This is a genomic window from Saccharothrix longispora, from assembly GCF_030852425.1.
Classification (GTDB): domain Bacteria; phylum Actinomycetota; class Actinomycetes; order Mycobacteriales; family Pseudonocardiaceae; genus Actinosynnema; species Actinosynnema longispora.
The window spans coordinates 1-20,189 of the sequence record NZ_NSDM01000008.1; the positions used below are offsets into that span (position 1 = coordinate 1).

Annotated in this window: 18 protein-coding genes, 1 tRNA gene and 1 pseudogene; 16 read left to right on the forward strand and 4 right to left on the reverse strand. The window is 69.0% G+C overall.

Going from position 1 to position 20,189, the window contains the following annotated elements; all coding sequences use genetic code 11:
* The first annotated feature begins 314 nt into the window (after window positions 1-314).
* A complete protein-coding gene (locus tag CKY47_RS19110) occupies window positions 315-851 on the forward strand; it encodes a hypothetical protein (protein ID WP_306747236.1) in 537 nt (178 codons plus the stop codon).
* A 732-nt stretch (window positions 852-1,583) separates the two neighbouring features.
* Here the strand turns inward: CKY47_RS19110 and CKY47_RS19115 are convergent.
* Together CKY47_RS19115 and CKY47_RS19120 are read right to left on the reverse strand one after the other, a co-directional pair.
* The gene (locus CKY47_RS19115) at window positions 1,584-2,249 is read right to left on the reverse strand and encodes an HAD family hydrolase (RefSeq protein WP_306747237.1); all 666 of its coding nucleotides are present in this window, start codon (window positions 2,247-2,249) and stop codon (window positions 1,584-1,586) included.
* Window positions 2,242-3,114, reverse strand: a complete 873-nt coding sequence (locus CKY47_RS19120) for a GntR family transcriptional regulator (protein WP_306747238.1) — start codon at window positions 3,112-3,114, stop codon at window positions 2,242-2,244. Before CKY47_RS19120 ends, CKY47_RS19115 begins: the two co-directional genes overlap by 8 nt.
* A 132-nt stretch (window positions 3,115-3,246) precedes the next feature.
* Here CKY47_RS19120 and CKY47_RS19125 point away from each other — a divergent pair, with 132 nt between their 5' ends.
* The 12 genes from CKY47_RS19125 (at window position 3,247) to CKY47_RS19180 (ending at window position 12,423) form a co-directional block, all read left to right on the forward strand.
* A complete protein-coding gene (locus CKY47_RS19125) occupies window positions 3,247-3,612 on the forward strand; it encodes a hypothetical protein (RefSeq protein ID WP_306747239.1) in 366 nt (121 codons plus the stop codon).
* A complete protein-coding gene (locus tag CKY47_RS19130) occupies window positions 3,612-3,923 on the forward strand; it encodes a hypothetical protein (RefSeq protein WP_306747240.1) in 312 nt (103 codons plus the stop codon). The genes CKY47_RS19125 and CKY47_RS19130 overlap by 1 nt, the downstream gene beginning before the upstream one ends.
* 96 nt (window positions 3,924-4,019) lie before the next feature.
* Entirely contained in the window at window positions 4,020-4,214 is a 195-nt protein-coding gene (locus tag CKY47_RS19135) for a hypothetical protein (RefSeq protein WP_306747241.1), read from the forward strand.
* Window positions 4,211-4,627: a RapZ C-terminal domain-containing protein gene (locus CKY47_RS19140; protein ID WP_306747242.1), complete on the forward strand. Its 417-nt coding sequence runs from the start codon at window positions 4,211-4,213 to the stop codon at window positions 4,625-4,627. Before CKY47_RS19135 ends, CKY47_RS19140 begins: the two co-directional genes overlap by 4 nt.
* Window positions 4,624-4,890 (forward strand): hypothetical protein, encoded by a 267-nt coding sequence (locus tag CKY47_RS19145; protein WP_306747243.1) that lies wholly within the window; start codon window positions 4,624-4,626, stop codon window positions 4,888-4,890. Before CKY47_RS19140 ends, CKY47_RS19145 begins: the two co-directional genes overlap by 4 nt.
* The gene (locus CKY47_RS19150) at window positions 4,887-6,077 is read left to right on the forward strand and encodes a hypothetical protein (RefSeq protein WP_306747244.1); all 1,191 of its coding nucleotides are present in this window, start codon (window positions 4,887-4,889) and stop codon (window positions 6,075-6,077) included. Before CKY47_RS19145 ends, CKY47_RS19150 begins: the two co-directional genes overlap by 4 nt.
* Window positions 6,074-8,302: an FtsK/SpoIIIE domain-containing protein gene (locus tag CKY47_RS19155; protein ID WP_306747245.1), complete on the forward strand. Its 2,229-nt coding sequence runs from the start codon at window positions 6,074-6,076 to the stop codon at window positions 8,300-8,302. Before CKY47_RS19150 ends, CKY47_RS19155 begins: the two co-directional genes overlap by 4 nt.
* A 321-nt stretch (window positions 8,303-8,623) precedes the next feature.
* Window positions 8,624-8,800, forward strand: coding sequence for a hypothetical protein (locus CKY47_RS19160; protein WP_306747246.1), 177 nt, complete (start codon window positions 8,624-8,626; stop codon window positions 8,798-8,800).
* Between the two features lie 35 nt (window positions 8,801-8,835).
* Window positions 8,836-9,720, forward strand: a complete 885-nt coding sequence (locus CKY47_RS19165) for a bifunctional DNA primase/polymerase (protein ID WP_306747247.1) — start codon at window positions 8,836-8,838, stop codon at window positions 9,718-9,720.
* A 35-nt stretch (window positions 9,721-9,755) separates the two neighbouring features.
* Complete coding sequence (locus CKY47_RS19170; protein WP_306747248.1) at window positions 9,756-10,715, forward strand: AAA family ATPase; 960 nt, start codon at window positions 9,756-9,758, stop codon at window positions 10,713-10,715.
* A 146-nt stretch (window positions 10,716-10,861) separates the two neighbouring features.
* Entirely contained in the window at window positions 10,862-11,050 is a 189-nt protein-coding gene (locus tag CKY47_RS19175) for a helix-turn-helix transcriptional regulator (RefSeq protein WP_306747249.1), read from the forward strand.
* Entirely contained in the window at window positions 11,050-12,423 is a 1,374-nt protein-coding gene (locus CKY47_RS19180; protein ID WP_306747251.1) for a tyrosine-type recombinase/integrase, read from the forward strand. Before CKY47_RS19175 ends, CKY47_RS19180 begins: the two co-directional genes overlap by 1 nt.
* Window positions 12,424-12,552: 129 nt before the next feature.
* Here CKY47_RS19180 and CKY47_RS19185 read toward each other — a convergent pair.
* A tRNA-Arg gene (locus CKY47_RS19185) sits at window positions 12,553-12,624 on the reverse strand.
* A gap of 131 nt (window positions 12,625-12,755) precedes the next feature.
* Between CKY47_RS19185 and CKY47_RS19190 the strand changes: the two genes are divergently transcribed.
* Together CKY47_RS19190 and CKY47_RS19195 are read left to right on the forward strand one after the other, a co-directional pair.
* Window positions 12,756-13,445: an alpha/beta fold hydrolase gene (locus tag CKY47_RS19190; RefSeq protein ID WP_306747253.1), complete on the forward strand. Its 690-nt coding sequence runs from the start codon at window positions 12,756-12,758 to the stop codon at window positions 13,443-13,445.
* A gap of 43 nt (window positions 13,446-13,488) precedes the next feature.
* Complete coding sequence (locus CKY47_RS19195; protein ID WP_306747254.1) at window positions 13,489-14,403, forward strand: cation diffusion facilitator family transporter; 915 nt, start codon at window positions 13,489-13,491, stop codon at window positions 14,401-14,403.
* Window positions 14,404-14,412: 9 nt separating this feature from the next.
* Here CKY47_RS19195 and CKY47_RS19200 read toward each other — a convergent pair whose 3' ends face one another.
* Entirely contained in the window at window positions 14,413-18,693 is a 4,281-nt protein-coding gene (locus tag CKY47_RS19200; protein ID WP_371320697.1) for a GH92 family glycosyl hydrolase, read from the reverse strand.
* Window positions 18,694-18,873: 180 nt separating this feature from the next.
* Here CKY47_RS19200 and CKY47_RS19205 point away from each other — a divergent pair.
* A pseudogene (locus CKY47_RS19205) lies at window positions 18,874-20,027 on the forward strand (ROK family transcriptional regulator).
* Window positions 20,028-20,189: the final 162 nt, after the last annotated feature.

Here is a 20,189-nt window from a genome sequence, read left to right on the forward strand (position 1 = left end):
GATTGATCATTTGGTTCTGTCAAGCGGTCGGCATATAGATTTCATCTGGCCTTACCCAATAACCAGGCATGAGTTGCACTTCTTGACTCAATCGGATGAACGGCTTGAGTTGGAAGTCCAGCTTGCCGCATACGCGCCTACTGAGATCGACATCAACCGACAATGCTTGATTGCGCCTGAGAACAGAGAAGAGAGACGAGTTCGTCGAAGGAGTCAGAAGAAACTTGCCAGAACTCTCCCCGAACAGCCGTGGATGACAGTGCCTTGCGCCTATCCACATCCTGAAGCGGAGTACTCGAGTTAAGGGCACTGGAATGGCTGACCTGTGGAGCTTTGCGCCTCTTGTTATAAGTGCTGTCACGGGGGCTACCGCCGGTGGCCTGGCAAGCATTGTTGTAGGACCGACTAAAGCTGAGAGAGAGGAACGCGGGAAGCGACGAATAGAGGCACGATCGAACCTTGGAAAAAGATTGCGCGCATTTCGCTACGAATTCAAAAAAGCTCGGTTGTTGCGACTGGAAGGGCGCGCCATCTCGGACGAGGCTGTATTCGAATCGGCGCTACTGCTCGCGATTGCCGCCAATGCGGCTATGCAGGCCTTGCCTCTATTCGAACGCTTGCGCATTCGGCGGCGAATCGTGGCAACAATTGGGGTAGAGATGCTCAGTCTTGCGGATTTTCAGATAGATAGCGACGGTGAAACCGTAAGTGCTGCAGTGCATATGGTTACAGAAAAGTATCGACTTGACCCTCGGGAATCCATCCGGAGGCTGACTGAAGTAGACCCATCCGAGCCAGTTTGGGATAAGCTGCTAAAGCGAATTGAGAGTCTTATTAGGAAGTACTCATGACTTAAGATTAAGTCGTGTCGAGCTTGCCGGACTTTCTAAGTTCTTCGATAGCAAAAACTAGACCTTTGTTCTCCACTGAACGTTCACTGAGTTCGTGGAGCTTGCCTCTGCGGGTTCGGAGCCAGTGTCTATTTGAGTTATCGCGAAAATGGCTGACCATTGTTTCTACCGCTGCACGACGACTGATGCCCGAAGCTACTATTCGATGCCCAGGACCTGAGGTCTCTACGTGATCTCTCGGTAGTAGGATCTCCGCTCGTGCAGAGGTAGAGCGATAACTTCCTTTCTCGCGATAGAGTATGCAAACATCGAAGATTGGCTCATTGCTACGATTGATTAAGGTATAGTCGTACGTTGTCTTTACGAGATTCACGCGGCCTGCTTTAAGTTGCTCGACGCCGGGCATCTTTTCGACACAGTAGAAAACAACTTTTCGCGCTTGTTCTTCGCGTCGCACTCGCGCATCCCTGCGGATCACATAATACGTTGCGAAAAATGCAAGTGATGTGCCTATTGATCCAACCCACTGACCGACGGTACCCCATTGGACAATTGACGGATCCCATGTGAAGCAGAACATATCGGAAGTATACAACTAATCGTCATTGATCGCTCAACTCGCCCGCGTTGTGCTTTAGCGAGGCAGACGTATTGCGGACGTCCTGCCTTGAAGCGGCTACCGAGAGAGGGCATGTCGAGACGCGAGGGGAATTGAGTTGACGCTGTTATCGATTACAGCAGAGCAGCCATGCTATCGATTACTGCATCTGCTCCCGCCTGCAACAATATGTCCCGCTTCTCGGGCTTATTCGCGTACCCGATCGACTTTGCTCCGACCGCCTGACTAGCTTCTACGTCCGTGACGGTATCGCCTATGAGGACTACCTCCGTAGTGCTTACGCCGAGCCGATTGGCAGCTAGTGTCAGTGAGAAAGGGTTTGGCTTCATTAGACTAGGGTCGGCATGGGTGCGGCCAGAAACAAAGGAAACGATGTCGTCTATGCCGTGGCGGACAAGGTACTTACTTACAGCCGATGCTGAATTATTGCTGACCACTGCTATTGGTCGGCCTTCTTCAGCAGTGCGACGCATCACCTGGATAGCGAATGGGGTTGGCTCTGCCGATTCGACTGCCTTGATCTCTGCTTTCACTAGGTAGTTTTCGACATCAAGTAGGCAGTCTTGTTTGTGAATCCCGGTCCAGCGGAGCACTTCCATAGGATCCGTCTCGTCGTCTACTGCAGGTCTAAAGACTGTGCCGTGTTGCCGCAGAAGTGCGATCAAGTCGGAGGCGATTCCGTCAGCGGCGTAGCCCGCGAAGACGCTGCATATCGGCCCATCAAAGTCGAAGAAGACAGCCTTTGCGTGATGGAAGATCGCGCTGTGTGGCTCAGTCATGGGCATACTCCCGGGCGATCGTGTTCCAAATTGAGTCGAACCACGTACGTGCTTGGCGGACGTACTCAGCTGCGGTCGAGGTATCGTCGCTCTCGCTTACGGAGTACTGAAACAGAGTGGCGTCCTTGCCCATCGGATCATAGATGGGGATCGGCTCGCCCTTAATCGTCACGTCGTGCTCTACGACGGGGTAGAAGCCAAAGAACGCGTCTTCATTGTTGAGGATGTAAAGCTTGAGAACCGGCGGGATGCCGTGAACTCGGACTTGGACGCTACCGGACTTGATCAGTCCTAGGTCGGCGAGCTCTTGCACATCATCAATAATCGCGTCGATTGAACGCTCGCTGATGCGCTTCTGTCGCATCCGCACCACAGGGTCATCGGTGGCAGTGTCTGCCCTGCATGGAAGCGCCATCGGCACCGACATGTCAGACACCATGATGCGGATGACGACGCTTTCGGGTTTGAGTCGTCCGGCGCGTACCTTGTCCAGGACTTCCGACAAGGTATTACGTAGGGTCTCGCTTCCGAAGCCTGCGAAGTCGATCGACACGTGCGTTCGCTCGAAGGCTGCTTCGACGTGCGGGCGCAGCCCCACTGGGCGCTCCGTCTGGGCCCGGACGAACGTGCCGCTGCCCTGACGACTCACGATCAAGTGTTCCGCTGCCAGCAGCCGTAGCGCTGCCTTGACCGTCTCCCGCGCGACGCCGAATCGGCTCGCCAGCGCGGGCTGTGAGGGCAGCTTGTCGCCGGGCTGGAGCTTCTTCGTCAGGATCGCGGCCCGCAGCTTGTTCGCGATCTGCTGCGACTCGGTACGTGGGTCGTCCGGATCAAGGTCGTCCAGGTACTCCAGGCCCTCGCTCATGACCTAAGCATATCGCCTGACTAGCCAAGACGTACTTTCAGGGCACATCCGCTTGACATGACTAGCCATGTCCGCCAAGCTTCGGTCATCGGCTCACCTGACTAGCCAGGGGAGCCAGGAGGAGGCTTAGAGATGGACAGCACGAGCTACTACCCGGATGGTCTGACCTCTGCCGCCGTGGAGCAGCTGCTGGACGCGCAGGTGTCGGTGGAGATCGCGGCTGCTGCTGAGCCGTCGTCGGCTCTGCTGGACGGGTCGGCGCGGGAGCGTCGTAACCGGCGCATCGTGGAGCGGGCGCTGAAGGGGATCACCTCGAAGTACGGCGTCACGGTGGAGCAGGCGACCGCCGAGCTGGAAGAGCTGGCGCGGCCGGTGGTCGTGTCGAACGTGTTGCCCGCGCCGGTGTTCGGCCGCTCGAAGGCCAAGGGGCGCAAGGCGCGTCGCAACGCCGCCCGCCGGGCCGCCGTGGTCACGTCGGGTGCAGGGCGGGTGGCGTGATGTCGTTGAAGCAGAACGACCTCGGCCACCAGGCGGGTCGGTTCCTGGTCGTCGGTGACGGGCGTCTGCGCGTGGACTTCGCCGCGCTGACCGCCGTGGTGCGGGAGCTGGTCGACCGTGAGGTTCGAGCCGCTCTCCCGGTGTCGGAGGACCTGACCGCCGCTCTCGCCGCGGCAGACCTGGCGTGGAGCCGGAAGACCGGCGACGAAACCGCCACCCCGGACTACCTGCGGCACCTGGCCGTCACCGCGTCCGGCCTGCTGCACCCGGACCGCTACCACGCCGACCGCGCGGTGCACGCCACGTACTGACTTCGCCCGGACCGGCGGCCTACTCCCGCCAAGAAGCCGCCGCCGGTCCGGCCCCATCCACACCGCCCCCATGAGGGCGGGTGAGGAGAACCAAGCATGTCGAACAACGCCCATCGGCGCGACCTCGTGGACGAACGCACCGGTGACACCTTCTACCAGCCCAGCCCCTACGGCCTGGTGACCCCGATCGCCACCGCTGACGGTTCGGCCCCGTCGTCCCAGCGTGGTCGAACCTGGGAAGACCTGACCGCGTCCGGTCGCGTGCTGCGCCCCGCCGGGGGTGCGCGATGAGCACCCCGCCGATTCGGATCGTGTCGTTCGGCTACCTGCACGACGCCCCGCCGGAGGCCGAGCTGGTGGTCGACGTGCGGCAGCTGCTGCGCGACCCCGCCCGCATGAAGGGCGCCGGTCTGCTCGACCAGGACGGCCGTGACGCCGCAGTGCGCCAGGTGGTGCTGTCCACACCGGGCGCGGCAACGCTGCTGGACATCGTTTCGCAGGCCGTCGACGTCGCCCGCGTCACCCGCAAGCCCATGACGATCGCGTTCGGCTGCGCTGGCGGACGGCACCGCTCGGTGGCCCTGGCCGAAGTGCTGGCCGGACTGCTGGACGCCGAGGGCGTGACGGTCGAGCTGGAACACCGGCACGTCCACCTGCCCCGCGTGGTGCGTGAGGGCGACAACCGGGAAGGACACCGCCGGTGAGCATCCCGCCGCCCTTACTGCTGCTCCTGGTCGCCCTGGCCCTGGCCGCCGTGGTCGTGCTGTGGAAGCTGCTGGCCACCGCCGGGCTGATCGGCCTGGCCCAGTGGCTGGTCATCACCCAGGCCGAGGACCCGACCGCCGTGATGGTCGTGGTCGGAGTGCCGGCCCTGGTCCTGGCGGTGCTGCTGCGCCGTCTGCGCCGCACCGATCGCGGCCCGTCCCGTTCCCCGCTGTACCTGCGCCGACAGGAGGTGTCCCGATGAGCACGTACGTCGAGAACCGCCGCGCCGACAAGGCCGCTGCCGCCGAGCAGCGCCGGGCGGACCAGGCCATGCTGTTCGAGCAGCGCCGCGCCGACGCCGCCGCCCGCGCCGAGCGGGAGCGCGCCGACCAGGCCGCCGCCGCGAAGCTGCGCCAGGAGCGCGCCGACGCCGCCCGCACTCGCCGTGCCGCCGCCCGCGCCGCGGTGACCTCGTGGGTGTCGACGCACACCATCGACCTGTTGTTCCTGCCGGTGGTGCTGGTGCCGGCGGTGCTCGCCTGGTCGGCGATCGCCGGGTTCGGCCACGACCTGTACGGCGCGCCGGGCTGGACGATGCCGCTGTTCTCCGAAGCTGCGATGTGGGCGTTCGCGTTCGCCCGCGCCGCCGCGCTGCGTGCTGGTCGCCCGACCGGGCGGCTCACGCTCGGGGTGTGGGTGTTCGCCGGGGTGTCGGGGACGCTGGCGTGCCTGCACGGCCTGACCCACCCCGGCGGCGGAGTGGTGGACGGCATCGTCATGGCGCTGGTCGCGGTCGGTGGCGTGGTGGTGCACCAGATGGTCACCGCCGCCCCCGCCAAGCCACGCCCGACCCGTGAGCAGCGCGCCGCCGCCCGGCTCCACCGCCTGGCCGCCCGCCGGGTGGAGCGGGTGCGCCGCACCGCCCTGCGCCACGCCGTCGCCGAGTTGGCCGCGGACGGCACCGCCACGCTGGTGCACCGGCCCGGCCTGGTGGAGCTGCGCCGCGGCTGGACCGGCCGCGTGCGGCTGGTGCCCACCACGGTCGCCGGGTTGCCGGTCACCGATGGATGGGACGACGCAGCCGCCGACCTGGTAGCCGAGATCGACGCCTACCGCGCCGCGCTGCCCGCCCCGCGCACCGACGCCGCCACGATCACCACGGACCCCGTGGAGACCTCGCCCGCAACCTTCACCGCGCAGACCGCGCACAGTGCGGGAAATGCGGAAATGGTGCCCGCCCCGGACGCGGACAAGATCGCGCGCTACACCGCCCGCGTGCGTGCCGCGATCGACCGCCAGGCCCTCCCGGAGCACCCCTCGCAGACGCAGGTGCGCAAGTTCCTGCGCTGCCGCTCCGAGCACGCCGCCGCCGTGCACCGCGCCCTGTTCCCCACCCACGACGACGGCCCCGACGACGAGGGCGGCACCCGCCAGGAGGTGACGGCATGACCACCGCACACGAGCACGACAACGACGGCCAGGAGCACGCCAAGGTGCTGCCGCTGCCGGTACGGCGCGCCGACGCCACGACCGCGCCGGGGACCGAGCTGGAGCCGGACGCGACCGTGGTCGGCGAGGTGCTGACCGAGCAGGAGTCCGCCGAGCTGGACCGCCGCATGGCGGCCGAGCGGGCACGGGCGGCGGCCGGTGCGGTGGTGCGGGTCGTCAAGACCGGCGCCACCCACGAGGTCACCCGGCGGGCCGGTCGGGCGGTGGTGCGCAACGTCGGCTACGCCGTGGCCGGCTCCCGCGCCCTGCGCGCCGAGCGTCGCGCCCGCCGCCACCACACCGACCTTGAGCAGGCCATCACCACCCTGCGCCTGAACGCCAAGAACGCCGACGACTTCCGCGTGTTGCGGGAGCTGGAGCAGGCGTTGGAGCAGCGCCGCTCCGGGCAGGCACAGCGTGGCCGTGAGCGCCGGTTGGAGGTGCTGCGCTGGTCCGGTGGCGTGATGGTGCTGCTGGCGTCGGGGCACGTGCTGCTGCTGGGCTACGCCGCCGCTCAGGCCGTCGTCGGCGCGGGTTCGCTGACCGACCGATGGCACGAGATCGTCGGCTTCTGGAGCACCGTGGTCGAGGTGTCCCCGGTGGGGTCGTACTGGTGGGCGTGGGCCGCTTCCGGTGCGGCGGTGTGGGGGGCACGCGCCATCCCGGTGGGCCGCTCGCGCGGCACGCTGCCGGTGTGGGCCGCGGCTGACGAGGCGCGCCCGGCGGACGGGCGCGACATCATCCCCGACGAGTCCGCGGTGCTCTCCGCGCTGCGGCACCTGTCCGGCCTGCCCGCGCTCAAGCAGGCGTTCAAGGAGGGATGGGGCCGCAACATCACCCCGACGTGGGTGCAGCCCCCGCACCGCGACGGCAAGGGCTGGCGGATGCAGCTGGTCATGCCCAAGGGCGTGCCGGTGGAGGAGATCGTCAAGCGCAAGACCGTCTTCGCCCACAACCTCGTCCGCCTGCCGGTGGAGGTGTGGCCGTCCGAACCGAAGGACCAGCCGGGCGTGCTGGACCTGTGGGTGGCCGACCAGGGCGCGCTGTCCGGGCCGGTGGAACCGTGGCCGCTGCTGGAGTCCGGCACCGTGGACTTCTTCGCCGGGGTGCCGCTCGGGGTCAACATCCGAGGGGAGCGCGTCACCGGGCAGCTCTCGGAGAAGAACTACGCCATCGCCGGGATGATGGGCAGCGGCAAGTCCACGCTGATCATCACCATGCTCACCGGCGCGCTGCTGGACCCGCTCGTGGACGCCGACGTGTTCGTGCTGGCCACCAACGCCGACTACGACCCCATGCGCAACCGCTTGCGGACCCTGCGTACCGGCGCGGACCGCGAGACCGTCACCGCGTGCATGGACACCCTGCGTGAGCTGTACCGCGACTTGGAGACCAGGGGCAAGGCGTTGCAGCAGCACGGGGCGCGGGCGGTGACCCGCAAGCTCGCCGAGAAGGACGCCCGACTGCGCCCGCGCGTCGTGGTGATCGATGAGTGCCAGGCGCTGTTCATGGACAACGAGTACGGGGAGGAGGCAGCCGACGTGACCGTGAAGCTGATCAGCGCCGCCCGCAAGTACGGCATCGTGCTCGTCTTCGCCACCCCGGAACCGTCCACCGCGTCGCTTCCCCGCAAGGTCATGGCCGTGGTGTCCTGCAAGGCGTGCTTCGCCATCGGCGACCAGCAGTCCAACGACGCCGTGCTCGGCACCGGCAGCTACAAGCAGGGCATCTCCGCCGTCTCGTTGGAACCCAAGACCACCGAAGGCCCCGGCGACATCGGCACCGCGATGGTGCGCGGCATCATGGCCAAGCCCAGCCTGCTGCGCAGCCACTACCTGACCACCGACGAGGTCACCGCGGTCATGGAACGCGCCGCCGCCCTGCGCGCCGGTCACGTCTCCGCCCCGGCCGAGGACGACGCCCCGGCGGTGGACACCTTGGCCGACATCGCTCGCGTGCTGGGCAGCGAACCGCGGCTTCGCTCGGCGGTGGTGCTGTCCCGGCTCATCGAGCACGACCCGGACCACTACGGCGACTGGTCGTTCAAGGACCTGCGCGCCGTGCTGGACCGCCACGACGTGCCCCCGCGCAAGTACCAGGGCGACAGCGTCGTCCGTGCCGACGACATCACCGACGCCATCACTCGCCGTGACAACGACACGGCGGACGACGACACCGCCGAGTAGCGCGAAGCACTCGGCGACGACCGCCGAACCCCGTGGTGAGCCAGGGGAAGCGGTAGGGGAGGCACGCCGAACCGGGGGAAGTATCCCCAACTCCGTCCCCTGACCGCTTCCCCTGGCCCCAACAGCCAAAACCCCGTAAGGGGAAGATCGTCTAAACGGCGCGCGGACCAGCGAGAACACCCTGGAACCGCACTCGTGGTTCCCCTGCGCGGTCCGTCCCCTCATCCCCTCGGCACGACAGCGCGCTGCCTTGCCCACCAGGCCGCGCGCCGACCCCGCACACCCACATGTCGTCACTCAAAGTGACCGAAAGGTGTCGCCATGAGCACGGTCATGCACATCGTCGGCGACCTGCGCACCCTCGCCCACCAACTCGGACTCAGCGACAACCCCCGTGCCCTGTGCGGCACCCGCGTCGACACCGGCGCACCCCGCAACGCGCCCCTGTGCCCCACGTGCATGCGCAACGCCGGATGGACCCACGACAAGCGCCGCTGACCCACCGAACCAACCACCGTCCGAAGGAGACGAACGTGCCACCTCACAACCCGCTGTTGTCGGCCGCGCTGGACACCGCCGCCCGTGGCTGGCCGGTCTTCCCCCTCGTGCCCGGCGGCAAGCGGCCCGCCGTGCGCGACTGGGAGCAGCGCGCCACCACCGACCCCGCCCGCATCCACCGCTGCTGGAACCACGGCCCCGCCTACAACATCGGCCTTGCCACCGGCCCGGCCGGACTGGTCGTGGTGGACCTCGACGTGGCCAAGCCCGACAAGCCCGACCCGGACGGCTTCCGGCACGGCCTGGAGGTGCTGGCACTCCTGGCCGACAACACCGACCAGGAGCTGCCCGCCGACACCCGCACGGTGTCCACCGCTTCGGGTGGCCGGCACCTGTACTTCACCGCCTCCGCCGGGGTGGAGTACCGCAACACCGCCGGGAAAGCCGGGCGACTCATCGACAGCCGCGCCCACGGCGGCTACGTCGTCGCGCCCGGCTCGACCGTGGACGGCCGCGGCTACCAGCTGGTGCACGACGCACCACCGGCGCCCTTGCCGACGTGGCTCGGTGAACTGCTGCGGCCCGCGCCGCTGCCGCCGCCACCGGCCGAGCCGATCCGGTTGCGAGTACCGGCCAACGACCGGCGCGGCCGGTACCTGCGAGCCGCCATCGACGCCGAGGTAGCCCGCGTGGAGGGGGCGACCTCGGGACAACGCAACTTCGCCCTCTACTGCGCCGCTCAAGCCCTCGGACAACTCGTCGCCGGGGGAGCCCTCACCGACGACGAAGTCCGCGACGCGCTCATGCGCGCCGCCGCCGGACACATCGCCGTCAACGCCTACACCCACCACACCGCCGAGCAGACCATCACCAGCGGTCTCCGCGACGGTGCCCGTCGACCACGCCGACTTGCCGCGTGAACCACATGTCCGACCACGAGGGAGCGACCACCGCCATGACCACTGCACCACCGGTCGAACCCGACCCGTTCGCCGACGCCTGGACCGCCGACAAGCTCATGGCCGCCGACTTCCCCGACCCCAAGTGGGCCGTGCCCGGCGTGCTCTGCGAAGGCGTGACCCTGTTGGCCGGACCGCCCAAGGTCGGCAAGTCGTGGATGTCGCTCGGGTTGGGCCTGTCGATCGCGTCCGGTCAGCCCGCGTTCGGCAGCATTGACACCGGCCTGGCCGCCCCGGTGCTCTACCTGGCGTTGGAGGACACCGCACGGCGGCTCAAGACCCGCATGGGGAAGATGCTCGGCGACCAGCCCGCGCCGCACCTGCTCACCCTGGCCACCCACTGCCCACCGCTGCCCCAGGGCGGGGACAGGGCCATCGCCGGATGGCTGCGCGGCAACCCGGCCGCACGCCTGGTGGTCATCGACGTGTTCGCCAAGGTGCGCGGCACCGAACCCGGCAACGTCCAGCAGTACGACGCGGACTACCTCGCCGTTGGCCGCGCCAAGCGCGTTGCCGACCACTTCGGGGTGTCGGTCGTGCTCGTCCACCACGTCCGCAAGGCCACGCACGAGGACTTCCTGGCCACCGTGTCGGGAACCAACGGCATCGCGGGCGCGGCAGACGCCGTGCTGGTGCTCGAACGCGGGCGCAACAACGCCGATGGCGTCCTGCACATCACCGGCCGCGACGTGGAGGAAGCCGACCACGCGCTGAGCTTCAACCCCGACAACGGTTCCTGGACCATGCTCGACGGCCCCGCCATCGACCACACCATCGGCGACACCCGCGCCGTCATCCTGCGCTACCTGCGCGAGAACAGCGGCAGCACACCAGCGCAGATCGCCACCGGCACCGGCCTGGACGCCGGGACCGTCCGCAAGACCTGCGCCCGGATGCACGACGCCGGGCAACTCACCAAGGACGCCACCAGCCGCTACTTCGCGCCGCTGCTGTGACCGAGGTGGGACAGCCCACCGACCAGGAGCTGTCCCACCTGTCCCACCTGTCCCGCCACCTGCTCTGACCTGCTGTTCCGGGGTGGGACAGGTGTCCCGCGCACTGTCCCACCCTGTCCCGCCGGCACGTACGAAAGGCCACCGCGATGAGCGCACCACGCACCTGGCTCACCGTCGATGAGTTCTGCGAGGAGATGGGGATTTCCCGATCCACCTTCTACGACTGGAAGGCCAAGAGGCGGGCACCACGCGTCCGGAAGCTCCCCAACGGCAAGCTGCGCATCGACCGCGCGGACGTCAAAGCCTGGTACGACGCCTTGGAGGTCGCGGCCTGATGAGCACCACCTATGACGTCCGCGTCTACAAAACCGAGACCTACCAGGGGAAGAAGACCACCACCCACTACGTGCGCTGGAAGGTCGCGGGCAAACTCCACCGGGAAGGGTTCCGCACCGCGGCTCTGGCCGACAGCTTCCGATCGGAGCTGGTGTCAGCGTCGCGACGCGGTGAGGCGTTCCACGTCGACACCGGAAGGCCGGTGTCGATGCAGCGCGAGGAACACACGATGTCGTGGTTCCGACTCGCGTGCGCGTTCGTGGACATGAAGTGGCCCCGGGCCGCAGCCACGACCAGGCGCACGAACGCGGAAGCACTCACCACCGTGACAACCGCGTTGTTCACCACCGCCAAGGGCAAGCCCGACGACAAGCTCATCCGGGCCGCGCTGGGTCGGTGGGCGTTCAACACCAGTCGCCGCGACCAGGACAAGCCGGACGCCATCGCCGGGGCGCTGCGCTGGATCGAGCGGAACACCCGCCCGGTGTCAGCCCTGGCCGATCCGGAAGTGCTCCGCCCGGTGCTCGACGCTCTCACCGTCCGACTCGACGGCAAGCCCTACGCACCCAGCGTGGTCAGCCGACGCCGCAAGATCCTGTCCACCACCGTGGAGTACGCCGTTGAACGGAAGTTGCTCACCAAGAACCCGATTCCGGCGCTGAAGTGGACGGCTCCGCGAACGGTGCACGCGGTGGACCGGCGGTCGGTGGCCAACCCGGTCCAGGCCCGGACGCTGCTGGCCGCTGTCGGTACGCAGCAGCGCAGCGGGCCGCGCCTGGTGGCCTTCTTCGGATGCCTCTACTTCGCAGCCCTGCGGCCGGAGGAAGCCGTTGCGCTGGCCAAGCACAACCTGTCCCTCCCCGAGAAGGGATGGGGGGAATTGACCATCGACACCGCCGAGCCGCACGCGGGCAAGGAGTGGACCGACAGTGGCGCGAACCGTGACCGGCGGCAGCTCAAGCAGCGTGCACGTGGCGAGAGCCGCACGGTGCCCTGTCCACCGGAGTTGACTGCGCTGCTGCACTCCCACATCCGCCAGTTCGGCACGGCGGCGGACGGTCGGCTGTTCACCGGGGAGCGCAACGGCCAGGAGCTGCCGAAGCTCACCATCGTCCGGGCCTGGCAGCGTGCCCGCGCCGAGGTCTTCACCCAAGAGGTCGTCGCTACGCCCCTGGCGGGCACGCCGTACGACCTGCGGCACGCGGCGGTGTCGACGTGGCTCAACGGGGGAGTGCCCGCGGTGACCGTCGCCGAGTGGGCGGGGCACTCGGTCGAGGTGCTGCTCAAGATCTACGCCAAGTGTCTCGACGGGGAGGCGGCGGCGGTCCGGCAGCGCGTCGAGGCTGCTCTTGGGCACCGACCGAGCGGCTAGAACTTTGGCACGTATTTGGCACAGACAGCCGTAGACGGCCGGTCTCCACCGGACACGGCCGGACATACGAGTAAGGCCCTTGACCGCGTTCGCGCTGGTCAAGGGCCTTTTCGTGCTGGTGAACGGTTGTGCCCCCGGCAGGATTCGAACCTGCGCACCCGCCTCCGGAGGGCGGTGCTCTATCCCCTGAGCTACGGGGGCCGCAGCTACGGGTGGAAGCTTAGCGCACTGCCGCGAGCAGGTTTCACCCCCTACCCTTTTGGGTTGTGGAACGGGTGGTTGTGGGGGCTGACCTGCGGCTTCGGGTGGTCGAGGGCGGGGATGCGGGTGGGGTGCCCGTCGTGTTGGTGCACGGCTACCCCGACACGTCGTCCGTGTGGGACGGGGTCGCCGAGCGGCTCGGGGAGAGGTTCCGGGTCGTCCGCTACGACGTGCGCGGGGCCGGCGGGTCGGAGGCCCCGGCCGGGCGGGACGGGTACCGGGTGGAGGTGCTCGTCCGGGACCTCGTGGCCGTGGTCCGGGACGTCGGGGCGCCCGTCCACCTCGTCGGGCACGACTGGGGGTCCGTGCAGGGGTGGGCCGCCGTCGCCGCGCACCCCGGGTTGTTCTCGTCGTTCACCAGCATTTCCGGGCCTGCTCTGGACCACCTGGGCGGGGTGTCGGTCCGGGCGGTGTGGAGGTCCTGGTACGTGCTGCTCTTCCTGGTGCCCGGACTCGCCGAGGTGGTGTGGCGGGCGGGGTGGGTGCGGCGGTTGACGCGGGCCGGGCGGCGGGAGCTGGTCAACGGGGTGGAGTTGTACCGGGCGAACGTGGGGCGCAGCCGGGCTCCTCGGGTGGTCGAGGTTCCGGTTCACCAGATCGAGTTGGTTCGTGACCCGTTCGTAGGAGTCGGGCACCTGGATGCCTCGAAGCGGTGGACTCGGGTGTTGACTCGTAGCCGGGTGCGGGCGGGGCACTGGGCTGTTCGGACGCATCCGGCCGTGGTGGCGGAGCGCATCACCCGGGTGATCGACGGCGCGTGAGAACGTGTTGCACTCATGCGCATGTGACTATATGTTCCGACGCATGGGGCACGGACACGGGCACGGTGTGGGGGCCGGGAGCGGGGGCGCACGACACCTCGGTCGACTCTGGGTGGCGTTCGCCGTCGGCGCGGTGTTCATGCTGGTCGAAGGGGCCGTCGGCGTCGCCACGGGCTCGCTGGCGCTGATCTCCGACGCCGCCCACATGCTGACCGACGTGCTGGGCGTCGGCATGGCGCTGGCCGCGATCCTGTTGGCGAGCAGGGCGGGAACCAGTGGAAGCCGGACGTTCGGGCTCTACCGGGCCGAGGTGCTGGCCGCCCTCGCCAACGCGGTGCTGCTGTTCGGCGTCGCCGGGTACGTCGTCCACGAGGCCGTGGGCCGCTTCGGGAACCCGCCGGAGGTGCCGGGGCTGCCGGTGCTGCTGGCCGCCGCCGCCGGGCTGGTCGCCAACCTCGTGTCGTTCGCGGTCCTGCGGGAAGGCGCCAAGGAGAGCATCAACGTCCGGGGCGCGTACCTGGAGGTGCTGGCCGACCTCGTCGGATCGGTCGCCGTGCTGATCAGCGGCGCGGTCACGCTGCTCTTCGGGTGGCGCTACGCCGACCCGGTCACGGGTGTCGCCATCGGCGTGTGGGTGCTGCCCCGGACGTACAAGCTCGCGGCGAGCGCGCTGCGCATCCTGTTCCAGCACGCGCCCGAGCGGTTGGACGTGAGCGAGGTGCTGGTCGAGCTCGGGCGGCTGCCCGGTGTGGCGGAGGCCCACGACCTGCACGTCTGGACGCTCACCTCGGGCATGGAGGTCGCCTCCGCCCACCTCACGACCCGCGAGGACGCGGACCCGGCCGACGTGCTCCAGGCCGCCCAGGACCTGCTCGCGCGGCGGTACCACATCGAGCACGCCACGCTCCAGGTCGAACCAGGAGATTCCGCGCGGAGGTGCCGCGAAATCTCCTGGTGACCCGTCAGCTCACAGCCCCGAGCACTGGCCCGAACGAGGTCCGCGGACCTCGTTGGCCCACCCGTTGTCCACCGGCGGCGGGGTGTTGACCAGGCACGACATCGGCCCGCCCACCGTGTTGCCGGCCAGCGCCGTGCCGCCCTTGTTGCCGATCAGGCTCACCGGCCCGCCGACCTGGACCCGCTCCAGCGCCACCGGCCCGGTCGTGCCCGTGATGCTCACCGGGCCGCCGACGCGGGTCCCGACGAGCACGACCGCCGCCGCGCCCGCCGCCGACACGGGGCCGCGCAGGTCGCCGCCGAACACGTACAGCGACGCGCCCGCCGACACCGACACGGGCCCGGTGACCGTTCCCCCGTCGACGCACGTCACGCCCGAGCGCACCCGCAACGGCCCGGCGTGGGTGCCCGTCACGGTCGCCGCGCACGTCACGAACGGCTTGGCCAGCAGCTCCACCTCGGCCACGGTGACCGGGCCCGGGAACTCCAGCCGGTAGTGGGCGTAGTGGCCCGGCTTGGCGATCCTGAACGACCGCGTCTGCTGCCGGTGCGCGAACGACTCACCGGACCGCGCGTCCACGTCGACCCACGTCGTGCCGTCGTACGAGCCCTTCAGCACCCACGACGACGGGTCGCCGCCCGTGGTCCTCGCCGACGTCAGCGTGTAGAACGCCGCGCTCTCCTTCGCAGACGGCGCCGCGACCTGGAGCCAGGACAGCGGGCCGGACGTCGCCGAGGTGTCGTCCACCAGCGGCGCGACCGGGTCGGAGGACGTGACCGAACCCGCGACCAGCACGTCCCGCAGCGGGGCGGGCGGCTCGTCGCCGGTGGTCAGCGACGGCGGCGCGGCGTCGGCGGCGGTGGCCCAGCGGGAGGGCGAGGACCCCATGTCGAAGTCCAGGGTGCCGCCGGCCGCGATGGACGAGTGGTCCAGGTACGACTTGTCCCACTTCTTGCCGTTGACCTTCAGCGACTGCACGTAGATGTTGCGGGCGCTGTTCTTCGGCGCGTTCACGACCAGCTTCTTGCCGTTCTCCAGGTGCACGGTGGCCTTGGTGAACAGCGGCGACCCGATCGCGTAGGTGTCGTTGCCCATCTGGAGCGGGTAGAAGCCGAGCGCGCTGAACAGCCACCACGCCGACTGCTCGCCGTTGTCCTCGTCACCGGGGTAGCCCTGGCCGATCTCGCTGCCCAGGTAGAGCCGGGACAGGATCTCGCGGACCTTCTCCTGCGTCTTCCACGGCTGACCGGCGTAGTCGTACATGTAGGTGATGTGGTGCGAGACCTGGTTGGAGTGGCCGAGCTGGCCCATCCGCACGTCCCGCGCCTCGGTCATCTCGTGGATCACGCCGCCGTAGGAGCCGGGGAACTTCGCCGTCTCGGGCGTCGCGAAGAACTCGTCCAGCTTCGACGCGAGGCCGTCGCGACCGCCGTAGAGGTTGGCCAGGCCCTGACCGTCGTGCGGCACCGAGAACGCCATGTTCCAGCCGTCGGTCTCGGTGTAGTCGTGGCCCCACTCGCGCGGGTCGTACGTCTCCGGCGACTCGCGGCGGGTGCCGTCCGGGTTGCGGCCCTGGAAGAAGCCGGTCGCCGGGTCGAACATGTGCACGTAGTTCTGCGCCCGGTTCGAGAAGTACTCGGCGTCGGCCAGGTAGCGGGCCTCACCGGTCTCCTCGTGCAGCGCCCTGGCCATGTTCGCGATGCCGTAGTCGTTGACGTAGCCCTCGATCGCCCACGACATGCCCTCGCCGGTGGCGGTGGACGTGTAGCCGGTGAAGATCGAGGTCTCCAGGCCCTTGCGGCCCACGCCCGCGTTCGGCGGCGCGACGGTCGCGTTCTTCACCGCGGCGTCGTAGGCGGCGACCGCGTCGGGCAGGTCGACGCCCTTGACGTGCGCGTCGGCGAACGCCACGTCGGAGCTGGTGCCGGTCATCAGGTTCGCGTAGCCGGGGGAGGACCAGCGGGAGATCCAGCCGCCGTCCCGGTACTGCTGCACGAACCCGTCGGCCAGCTCGGCGGCCTTGCCGGGGGTCAGGAAGCTGTACGCGGGCCACGTGGTCCGGTAGGTGTCCCAGAACCCGTTGTTGACGTAGACCTTGCCGTCCACGACCTTCGCGCCGGTCTGCGTCGGCGTGCCCGGGCCGGAGGGCTGCACCGGGGAGGCGTACCGGTACCGCGGGGCCGCCGCCGTGCCCGTGTTCTCGAAGCCCGAGTTCGGGTAGAGGTAGAGCCGGTACAGGTTCGAGTACAGCGTGGTCAGCTGGTCCTCGGTGGCGCCCTCGACCTCGACGACGCGGAGCACCTCGTCCCAGGCGGCCTGGGCGCGGTCGCGCACGGAGTCGAACGTGTCCGTCGGGGACACCTCCAGCTCCAGGTTCTTCTTCGCCTGGTCCACGCCGATCAGCGAGGTGGCGATCTTCATCGTCACGGTCTTGTCCGACGACGTGTCGAACGAGAAGTAGCCGGCCACGTTGTCGCGGCCCTGGCCGGTGAGCCTGCCGCTCGCGGTCACCGGCTTGTCCACGGTGCCGTAGACGAACATCCGCGTCGCGCCGGTCGACAGGCCGCTCTTGACGTCGGAGAAGCCGGTCACCACGCCGGTGGCCGGGTCGAGGGTGAGCCCGCCGCTGTTGTTGACGTTGTCGAACACCAGGTTCGAGGCGCCCTCGGTGAAGGTGAACCGGAACAGCGCCGCGTGGTCGGTCGGCGCGATCTCGGTCTTCATGCCGTTCTCGAACGTCACGCCGTAGTAGTGCGCCCGGGCGACCTCGTTCTCGTGCTTGAACGGCAGGGCCCGGACGGCGCGGTCCGCGGTCGGCGCGCCGACCGACGGCATGACCTGGAACGTCTGGCGGTCGCCCATCCACGGGCTGGGCTCGTGGCTGGCGGTGAACGCCTGGAGGGTGGGCAGGTTGTCCCGGTTGTTGTTCTTCGCGTACTCGTACAGCCAGCTGATCGAGCCCGCGTTCGTCATGGGCGACCAGAAGTTGAAGCCGTGCGGCACCGCGGTGGCCGGGAAGTTGTTGCCCCGCGAGAACGAGCCGCTGGAGTTCGTGCCGCGCGTGGTCAGCACCCAGTCGGACGGGCGGGCGCGCTCCACGACGGCGGGCGCGGACTTGACCGCGATGTCGTCGAACCAGCCGTTGAACCCGGCCGGGCCCTTCGGGTTGTCGTACGCGACCAGGACGCGCTTGATCGTCTTGCCCGCGGCCACCGACCCGATGACGGACGCGACGCGGTTCCACTGGTTCGTGTAGAGCGACTTCGCCTCGCCCTGGCCGCGCGGGGACAGCTCGAAGCCGTGCTGGTCGCGCGCGCCGAGGTCGCTGAGGTAGGTGCCGTCGGAGAACGCCAGGTCGACCGCGGCGAACGTGGCCGGGTAGTTCAGGTCGTCCGTGGTGAACGACGGGAACACCAGGTAGGACAGCTCGGTGGTCGAGGTGACCGGGATGTCCACCTCGAACACCTTGTTGTACGAGTGGCCGCGGCCCTCGGCGGTGTGCGTGCCCTGGTAGCGCAGCGCCCGCACGCCGGTGAAGCCCGCGCCCGCCTTGGCGTTGTAGCCGCCGCTGGCGCCCTTGCCCACGGTGGTGCGCATGTGCTTCGCGGGCGGGGCGGTGGAGCCGTCGGAGAACTGCACCTCGGCCAGCTGCACCAGGTTCACGCCGCCCGCGTTCGCGGTGATGTCGAGCTGGTAGAGCCTGAACGCCTCGGTGTTCGCGAGGTCGTAGCCCTTGGTCTGGAAGCGCTCGGCGAACACCTCGCCGGTGCGGGTGTCCAGGTCGGTCCACGTCGTGCCGTCGTTCGAGCCGCGCAGCACCCAGTCCCTGGGGTCGCGCTCGGCGGCGTCGTTGGCGGACGACATCGCGTACCGCTTCACGGCCACCGGCTCGGCGAAGGTGAACCGCACCCAGCCGGTCGGGGTGAACGTCAGCCACTTCGACGCGGTGGCGCCGTCGACCAGGTTCCCGGCGACCTCGCCGGACCCGCTGTTCTCGGAGTTGGCGACCACGTCGACCACGCGGTCGGTGACGTTGCCGGGGATGCCGGTGGAGTCCGAGCCGTCGACGCCCGAGGTCTTCGGGGTGCCGTCCGGCGCGGTCTCGACCGTGCTCAGCCACGTCGGCTGGGGTTGTCCGTCCTCGAACGAGGACGCGAAGAGGGTCTCGCTCACGGCCGGCTCCCCCTGCTCCGGTGCTGCGGTCGCGGGTGAATAGCCTCCCACACCTCCCAGCGCCAGCGCGGCGGTCGCCAGGACCACCAGCGGTCGTCTACTTCGCATGTGCCTCATCGCGCACGCCTCTCGCCTCGCACCAGCCCGATATTTAGCGAAGCAAAGGTGCTGGGTGACATCGTTGTCAAGGGTGCCCCGTCAACTTGTCCGCAAGCCTGTCCGACCGCTGCTCCGACCGATCTACACTCACTCGCCGTGACGGTCCGCAACCCGCCCCCGGTGGGCACCCCCGCGGCGATGCGCGTGCTCAACCAGCGCGCGGTGCTCGACCGCCTGCGGGTGGGCGGACCGGCGACCCGGCCGCAGATCGCGAAGGACACCGGCCTGTCCAAGCCGACCGTGGGGCAGGCGCTGCTCGACCTGGAGCGGCACGGCCTGGTCCGGCCGACCGGGCGCACCACGGCGGGGCCGGGCCGGTCGGCGGTGCTCTACGAGCCGGACCCGGCGGCCGGGTACGTGCTGGGCGTCGACATCGGGCGGCAGCGCATCCGGGTCGCGGTGGCGGACCTCGCGGGCTCGGTCGTGGCGCGGGTGGACGAGCGCAACCGGTGCCGGTCGGCCTCGGCGGTCGTGCGCGAGGTCAAGGAGTTGGCGGCGCGGACGGTGTCCGACGCGGGCCTCTCGTTCGACGACCTGGTGGTGAAGGTCGTCGGCACGCCCGGTGTGCCGGACCCGCGCGGCCGGGCGCTGCGCCACGCGCCGAACCTGCCGGCTGGGAGCGCCCGGGCCTGCTGGACGACCTGGAGGCCGAGCTGGGCCCCGGCCTGGTGGTGGAGAACGACGCCAACCTGGCCGCGGTCGGCGAGCGGGCGTACGGGGTGGCGCGGGGCGTGGACGTGTTCGTGTGCGTCACCGTGGGCACCGGGATCGGCATGGGGATCGTGGTGGACGGCCGGCTGTTCCGCGGCGCGCACGGCGCGGCGGGCGAGGTCGGCTACCTGCCGTGGCCCGGCGCCGCCCCGGACGGGGAGGGGCGCGACCCGCGGCGCGGCCAGGTCGAGGCGGCGGTGGCGGCGGGGTCCGTGGTGGCGCTGGCCGAGCGGCACGGGCTGTCGGTGCGGTCGGCGCGCGAGGTGTTCGCGGCGGCGAAGTCCGGTGACGAGCGGGCGCTGGCGGCGGTGCGCGACGAGGCCGAGCGGCTGGCGTACGTGGTGGCGTCGGTGGTGGCGGTGGTCGACCCGGAGCTGGTGGTGCTCGGCGGGGGCATCGGCAGCAACACCGACCTGCTCGGCGAGCCGCTGCGGGCGGCGCTGGCGCGCACGACTCCGTTGGCGCCGAGGGTCGTGGCGGGGGAGCTGGGTGACGGCGCGGTGCTGTCCGGCGCGGTGGCGATGGGCCTGCGATCGGCGCGCGACCTCGTCTTCGACCGCCGGGGTGCGGTCACCCTCTGAGAGTAGTCGAGCGTGCCTCACCTGCTAATTCACTCATATGTTGTAAGTGTGAACTCGCCGGTAATGACATAGCGTTACACCACCTCCTCCTGGAGGGTGTGTGTCCTTCCGTTGCAGTACCGGGGAGTCGGGAAGGGAGTACGGGGGACGTGGTCCCCTCCC

Coding starts and splice junctions, on each gene's coding strand:
- CKY47_RS19110 (WP_306747236.1), top strand. CDS start 315: ATGGCTGACCTGTGGAGCTTTGCGCCTCTTGTTATAAGTGCTGTCACG.
- CKY47_RS19115 (WP_306747237.1), bottom strand. CDS start 2,249: ATGACTGAGCCACACAGCGCGATCTTCCATCACGCAAAGGCTGTCTTC.
- CKY47_RS19120 (WP_306747238.1), bottom strand. CDS start 3,114: ATGAGCGAGGGCCTGGAGTACCTGGACGACCTTGATCCGGACGACCCA.
- CKY47_RS19125 (WP_306747239.1), top strand. CDS start 3,247: ATGGACAGCACGAGCTACTACCCGGATGGTCTGACCTCTGCCGCCGTG.
- CKY47_RS19130 (WP_306747240.1), top strand. CDS start 3,612: ATGTCGTTGAAGCAGAACGACCTCGGCCACCAGGCGGGTCGGTTCCTG.
- CKY47_RS19135 (WP_306747241.1), top strand. CDS start 4,020: ATGTCGAACAACGCCCATCGGCGCGACCTCGTGGACGAACGCACCGGT.
- CKY47_RS19140 (WP_306747242.1), top strand. CDS start 4,211: ATGAGCACCCCGCCGATTCGGATCGTGTCGTTCGGCTACCTGCACGAC.
- CKY47_RS19150 (WP_306747244.1), top strand. CDS start 4,887: ATGAGCACGTACGTCGAGAACCGCCGCGCCGACAAGGCCGCTGCCGCC.
- CKY47_RS19155 (WP_306747245.1), top strand. CDS start 6,074: ATGACCACCGCACACGAGCACGACAACGACGGCCAGGAGCACGCCAAG.
- CKY47_RS19160 (WP_306747246.1), top strand. CDS start 8,624: ATGAGCACGGTCATGCACATCGTCGGCGACCTGCGCACCCTCGCCCAC.
- CKY47_RS19170 (WP_306747248.1), top strand. CDS start 9,756: ATGACCACTGCACCACCGGTCGAACCCGACCCGTTCGCCGACGCCTGG.
- CKY47_RS19175 (WP_306747249.1), top strand. CDS start 10,862: ATGAGCGCACCACGCACCTGGCTCACCGTCGATGAGTTCTGCGAGGAG.
- CKY47_RS19180 (WP_306747251.1), top strand. CDS start 11,050: ATGAGCACCACCTATGACGTCCGCGTCTACAAAACCGAGACCTACCAG.
- CKY47_RS19195 (WP_306747254.1), top strand. CDS start 13,489: ATGGGGCACGGACACGGGCACGGTGTGGGGGCCGGGAGCGGGGGCGCA.
- CKY47_RS19200 (WP_371320697.1), bottom strand. CDS start 18,693: ATGAGGCACATGCGAAGTAGACGACCGCTGGTGGTCCTGGCGACCGCC.